Origin of the sequence: Psychrobacter glaciei (assembly GCF_014652895.1) — a bacterium.
In the GTDB taxonomy this organism is placed as follows: domain Bacteria; phylum Pseudomonadota; class Gammaproteobacteria; order Pseudomonadales; family Moraxellaceae; genus Psychrobacter; species Psychrobacter glaciei.
The window spans coordinates 1-5678 of sequence record NZ_BMZR01000013.1; the positions used below are offsets into that span (position 1 = coordinate 1).

The 5678-nt window shown below is 38.0% G+C and carries 7 protein-coding genes; 3 read left to right on the top strand and 4 right to left on the bottom strand.

What is annotated here, in order from left to right:
* Window positions 1-270: 270 nt before the first annotated feature.
* Window positions 271-1218: a replication initiation protein RepM gene (repM, locus tag IE130_RS14040; RefSeq protein WP_189587009.1), complete on the top strand. Its 948-nt coding sequence runs from the start codon at window positions 271-273 to the stop codon at window positions 1216-1218.
* Between the two features lie 284 nt (window positions 1219-1502).
* Here repM and IE130_RS14045 read toward each other — a convergent pair whose 3' ends face one another.
* On the bottom strand, window positions 1503-1802 hold the full coding sequence (locus tag IE130_RS14045) for an ArsR/SmtB family transcription factor (protein WP_189587011.1): 300 nt from the start codon (window positions 1800-1802) through the stop codon (window positions 1503-1505).
* 106 nt (window positions 1803-1908) lie between these two features.
* Between IE130_RS14045 and IE130_RS14050 the strand changes: the two genes are divergently transcribed.
* Window positions 1909-2940, top strand: coding sequence for a permease (locus tag IE130_RS14050; protein ID WP_189587013.1), 1032 nt, complete (start codon window positions 1909-1911; stop codon window positions 2938-2940).
* A gap of 137 nt (window positions 2941-3077) precedes the next feature.
* On the opposite strand, the gene IE130_RS14055 is transcribed toward IE130_RS14050, so the two are convergent.
* The 3 genes from IE130_RS14055 to IE130_RS14065 form a co-directional block, all read right to left on the bottom strand.
* Window positions 3078-3344 (bottom strand): type II toxin-antitoxin system RelE/ParE family toxin, encoded by a 267-nt coding sequence (locus IE130_RS14055; RefSeq protein WP_015060936.1) that lies wholly within the window; start codon window positions 3342-3344, stop codon window positions 3078-3080.
* Complete coding sequence (locus IE130_RS14060; protein ID WP_189587015.1) at window positions 3331-3612, bottom strand: type II toxin-antitoxin system RelB/DinJ family antitoxin; 282 nt, start codon at window positions 3610-3612, stop codon at window positions 3331-3333. The genes IE130_RS14055 and IE130_RS14060 overlap by 14 nt, the downstream gene beginning before the upstream one ends.
* Before the next feature lie 82 nt (window positions 3613-3694).
* On the bottom strand, window positions 3695-3970 hold the full coding sequence (locus IE130_RS14065; RefSeq protein WP_189587017.1) for a hypothetical protein: 276 nt from the start codon (window positions 3968-3970) through the stop codon (window positions 3695-3697).
* 458 nt (window positions 3971-4428) lie between these two features.
* Here IE130_RS14065 and mobV point away from each other — a divergent pair, with 458 nt between their 5' ends.
* The gene (mobV, locus tag IE130_RS14070) at window positions 4429-5307 is read left to right on the top strand and encodes a MobV family relaxase (RefSeq protein ID WP_189587019.1); all 879 of its coding nucleotides are present in this window, start codon (window positions 4429-4431) and stop codon (window positions 5305-5307) included.
* Window positions 5308-5678 lie beyond the last annotated feature (371 nt).

Below are 5678 nucleotides of genomic sequence, written 5' to 3' on the forward strand. Positions count from 1 at the left end.
CTTTTGTCTTTTTAGTTAGTAAAAAAAATAAGAAAATGCTTTTAATGCTTTTAAATGCTTTTAAATGCTTTTAAGCCCTCTGTATCCATTGCTATTAAAGGGCTGCAACCTCCATTCGAATACGTTTACTTACCCATTCGAATACGTTTACTTACCCATTCGAATACGTTTACTTACCCATTCGAATACGTTTACTTACCATTTAAATACTTGAATAAAAGTGTATTCTAAGATACAGTTAAATATAAGTATTCAAATACGAAGGTTATTATGTCTAAATCTAATCTAGTGGTGAAAACCAACTATCTAAACACCGTACTACAAAATCTAAAACTATCAGAAATACGCATTGTGCAGTTAGCCGTTGTAGACGCTAGAGAGACTGGTACAGGGTTGAGTGCAGAGATACCACTTCGTATTGATGCTAAAAGATATGCTGAAGTTTTTAATACTACTCGCCAAAACGGTTATCTAATGATGAAGGACGCTGAAGATACGTTATTTAACAGACGTTTTAGCTATGTTGATGATGAAGGTAAGTTAGTTAAATCTCGCTGGTTATCCCAAGTTAGATATTTAGATGACGAAGGAGCGATTGAAGTTGTATTTACTCCGGCTGTAGTACAAGGGATTACTCGGATTGATGGGGCTGAAGAGTTTTTTACTAAATATTTACTAGAACAAACAGCTGAAATGGATAGTAATTACTCAGTAAGGCTCTATGAGCTGCTGGTTCAATGGAAGCAAGCCAAAAAAACACCTGTTTTTGAATTGGAGAAGTTTAGAGGTCAGTTAGGATTAGAATCTGATGAATATCAAACTATGAGCAACTTCAAAAAAAGGGTCTTAAACCTTGCTGTTGAAGAGATAAACGAAAAATCAGATCTCAATGTTAGTTACACTCAAAAGAAAAAAGGTCGCAAAATTGCAGGATTTAGTTTTACTGTTCATGAAAAGCCAAAAGCTAAGAAGGATGTAGTTAATAAGGAGCGCGACGTTAGTACAGGAGATATGTTTACGGTTGAAGGATTAAGCGATAAGCAGCTGGGGCGTATTGCACGTAACAAGCAGTTCATTGCCGATTATAATCATTTGGTTAGTTCTACTAGTCCAGCAGGTCAAGACCCGAACGCTTGGGAGTTTGAAATGATTAATCGTCTCAAAAAAGACCCTTCACAGTTTAAAAAGCGTCCTATCAAAGAATATCTTGAATACTAGGCCTTATGAGTGTGTTTGACCAGTTCGGTTCCCTGGTGAGGACTTAAAGGTTCAGCTGTGGGCTAATAATAATATCAACGTTTTAACAAACTGGAATAATCACGATGTACTTCATAGTGTACTTACCATACACATTTTATTTGTAATTGTTGCGCTATACAGGATCAAATAACAAGCTTTAAAAATAAACGATGTAATTAAAGCGGGTAATGTGGAAACTGTAATAGGTATCTTTGATGAAAAGCTCCTATATATAAAATCGAATTTTCTTTAAACAGTTATCTTTAATCCTTTATTTTAATACCTGCACAACATTCCTCTCGTAAGAAACTGATTAAATTTTCTAAATGTTGGTACTCAGGTATGCAGATAATGGTACGGCTATGCTTTTCCTGTCGGATAAACCCCACACTTTTCATACGAGCAATGTGATGTGATAGTGTTGAGGCTGGAATATCTAATTCTTTCTGTATATCTCCAACAGCGACACCGCCATGACCTACTTTAACTAAAAAGCGAAATATAGCCAGTCTATGACTATTTCCTAACTCAGCTAGGCTAGCTGCAACTTGTTCATGATCCATGATTCCATTCCTTATTTCGATATTTTTAGAATTATAGTTGACAGCATTAAAAGATACAATTAAACTAATTGTTAATTCGATTAATCTAGAAATATGGTAATATACAATGTCACCTCAACTACAAGATACTTTAGGAATGTTTGCCTTCCTAGCTGTAGAGCTATCGGTTTTATTTATTGGTATTAGTTTACTAGTCGGTGTTCTTCAGCGCCATATTCCATTGTCTAAAGTGGAGTCATTGTTGAGCTCTGAAGGCAGTCGTGGTTATTTTATCGCTGTGGGCTTAGGAGCCATTACCCCTTTCTGTAGCTGTTCGACTATTCCTATGTTAAAAGGCTTGATACGTGCGCGTGCTGGGTTTGGGCCAATGATGGTGTTTCTTTTTGCCTCTCCATTACTCAATCCTATTATTGTCGCTTTGTTGATTGCTACTTTCGGATTAAGCCTCACTGCGATATACGTGGTTGCAGCTTTAGTCGTGTCGGTAAGTGCTGGTTGGATACTTCATATGCTAGGATTCGAACGTTATGTACGTCGGTCTAACATCGAAAAGGATAGCGGTGGATGTGGTTCATTAGTAAGTTCGTGCGGTACTGCACCAGCGGTATCAAGTTGTGGAACTGAAGATCATGATACAACGCCAAAGATAGCTTCCTGTAGCGTTGGGCAGAAAACTAATGTTCATTCTAACTGCTGTAATGGCCAATCTACTGTAGTAGTCGCGAAAGAAAGTAAATATAGTGGTCTGTGGCAGGAAGCATGGAAGGATTTCATGGATGTGCTTCCTTACCTACTTATTGGTATTGCAATTGGTAGTGTCATCTATGGCTTCATGCCTACTGAGATATTGGTTCAATATGCTGGTCCTGACAACCCCTTTGCTATTCCTATCGCTGCTGTCATTGGTGTGCCATTATATATTCGTGCTGAAGCGGTTATACCATTAGCAGCAGCACTGATGGCTAAAGGTGTAGGTTCTGGAACTGTATTGGCATTAATCATCGGCAGTGCTGGAGCTAGCTTGACTGAACTTATTTTGTTGCGATCTTTATTCAAAATAAACCTTTTAGTGGCATTTGTAGCAGTAATTTTTACCATGGCGATGATTGCAGGATATGCCACTTATTTATTCTTTTAATTCAGGTGAAAATACGCTAAACCTTTGACTATTCTTATAAAAATGATGTAAGAACCTTACTTACAATAGATAAAAAAGATCTTTGGTAAACACCAAAGATCTTTTTTATCTACAAAATTTTAGTTGAGTAATATTAATCAATCAAACACCTCTGAATGGCTACCCAACCTAACGAAATCTACCGTATCGCTCTGAACACGGTAGATAAGTACCAAGTCAGGCTTGATATGGCAGTCTCTAAATCCCTTATGATTGCCGGTCAACGCATGATCTTTGTATTTGGCCGGTAGCGGTATATCGTTAGTCAAACAATTAAGCACCTCGCCCCATGCAGGAGTGAGCAAGCTTAGATAATTCTTCTTGGCATCTCTCTTAAACTGACTTGATACTTCAATGGATCTCATCAGCCTCGCCTTCTAGCTCATCCATCAAATCACCAAAGCTGTCGTACTTAGTGCCTTTACCGTTGGCAACCTCTGCAATAGCAGCGAGAGTTTGCGCGTTGAGCTTAGGCTGGTAATCAAAAGACAAGGGAACAGCGTTAGTATCGGCGACTTGGTTCAAAAACAGTCTTATGGCTTGTGAAGGCGTTAGGCCATAGCTCTCAAGAACAGAAAAAGACCTGTCTTTCAAATCTTGGTCAAGCCGTATATTATAATTAGTCGTACTCATAGTAATCACCTATCGCTTATATTTGTACCCCTAATATAAGCGATAGGTGATTAAATCTCAATATCTTTCGTGTGCTGTGCATTTAAGCAGTGATGTACTTCTCATCCAATCCAGCCAGAAAGTCCTCAACCGTCTTTTCAATGCTTTTTTGCATGACATACAGATCAGAAGCAGAATATTTACCTAGTTTGTTCCTCTCTTTCATCACTTCAATTAATTTTTCCCTAACCGCTGCTTCATGGGTTTTGTCTTTCATCAAAAGCAAATTGAGTCGTACAACCACTCTGGTATACGCATCTTGAGTGCCTTCAAACTGAAGACCTTTACGACTGGTTATTGATACACCGCTCATGCTCATAAATGACTCCATTACTAGAATTATCTGTAGCGACAGATAATTTTTTTAGGTGAATAAATTGTTTATACCAACCTAAGATTATGCCAGTGAATGACAAGGAGTAACGCTCTTATAACCCCTTTTTTGTAGCAGATTTTATGACAGATAAAATATCCGTTATTTTCTGCCTAATTTAATGACTACACTATACGCACCCTAAAGGGACTGCCAAATAGCTGATATTGTTAGGTTTATTGAATTTCAGTTGTATACAAAGTGCAAACAAAATTAACGTTAGCCATTGATTTAAAAAGGAAAAACCTGTCTACAAATTGTATACAGCTTAGCTTCTAAAAAGTGAAAAACAGCTGTTTTTCACCGTCTTTTGCTCTAAAAATGACGCTTTCCTAACAGGTGGATTTATGGTGTAGTAAGTACACTTTAGTGAAATAACACCCAATTATCAGGAAAAAGTGGCAATGAACTATGCAATTTTGAGGACAGCAAAATTAAAGACAATGGGCAACATTGCTAGCAGTCTTGCACACAACTACCGAACGATAGAAACGCCAAATGCCGACCCTAATCGCACCCCTAAAAATCATCATAGTGTGGCTACTCCTGAAGCAGTCAAACAGGCAATAAAAGATCGGCTCCCTAAAAAAAGACGCTCTGATGCGGTGCTATGTATTGAGTATTTAATAACTGCCAGTCCTGAATGGGGAGGTTGGGGAACCAGCAAGGAAGATGAGTTTTTTAAGCGAGTGAGTTTGTGGCTCAGTGATAAGCATGGAGCAGAAAATATTGCTTGTGTGAGTATCCATCGGGACATAAGTACACCCCACCTGGTCGCTTATGTGGTTCCCATTGATCCAAAGGGAAAGCTCAACTGTAAAGATTTTCTAGGCGGTCGAGTCAAACTAAGCAGGATGCAAACCGACTTTGCCAATACGGTCGCTGATTTAGGTCTAACGAGGGGCAAGGAAGGCTCTAAAGCCAAGCATACCAGCATCAAGGAGTATTACCACGACATCAATCACGCGAGAGATTTCAGTATCACACCCGTATCGCCTAAGCCTGAAATGTTTGAAAGCAAGGCTCGATATGGTGAGAAGGTCACAGCAGCCGTTATTGAGCAAATAGAACCGACTGTGAAAGCGGCAAACAGCATCCTAATGGATTATGAGAAAGCTAGAAATGATAAAAGCGTAGCAGAAGCGAGCTATGACACTCTTAAAAAACGTGTTGAGCCTTACTTAGCGGCTATTGAAGGGTTAAACCAAGAAGAAATTGGTAGAGTAAACGAAGTAATGCAGCTAGAAAGCCGTAGAATCGCTTTAGAAAGGTTTAAATATTGAAATGCTAAGTATGTACCAAAATAGAGATTGAGTACTTTTAAATCTAATTCTGTAGGCATATAGAGTGGTTTCTATAGCTGGTTACTAAGGTTTAAGAAGAATAAATTTAACTAGAATGCTAAAAGAACTGCAAAGTTGGAAAAATACTACTGCTTTGGATCAGGTTATAATCAAATTGATACGTAAACTAAAAAGAATTGATCAATTACCTGACCTGATCTAAAAGAGTACAAAAAGTTCCTGATATTTTGAGGTAACTAGGCTTTTTTCTTTTGTCTTTTTAGTTAGTAAAAAAAATAAGAAAATGCTTTTAATGCTTTTAAATGCTTTTAAATGCTTTTAAGCCCTCTGTATCCATTGCTATTAAAGGG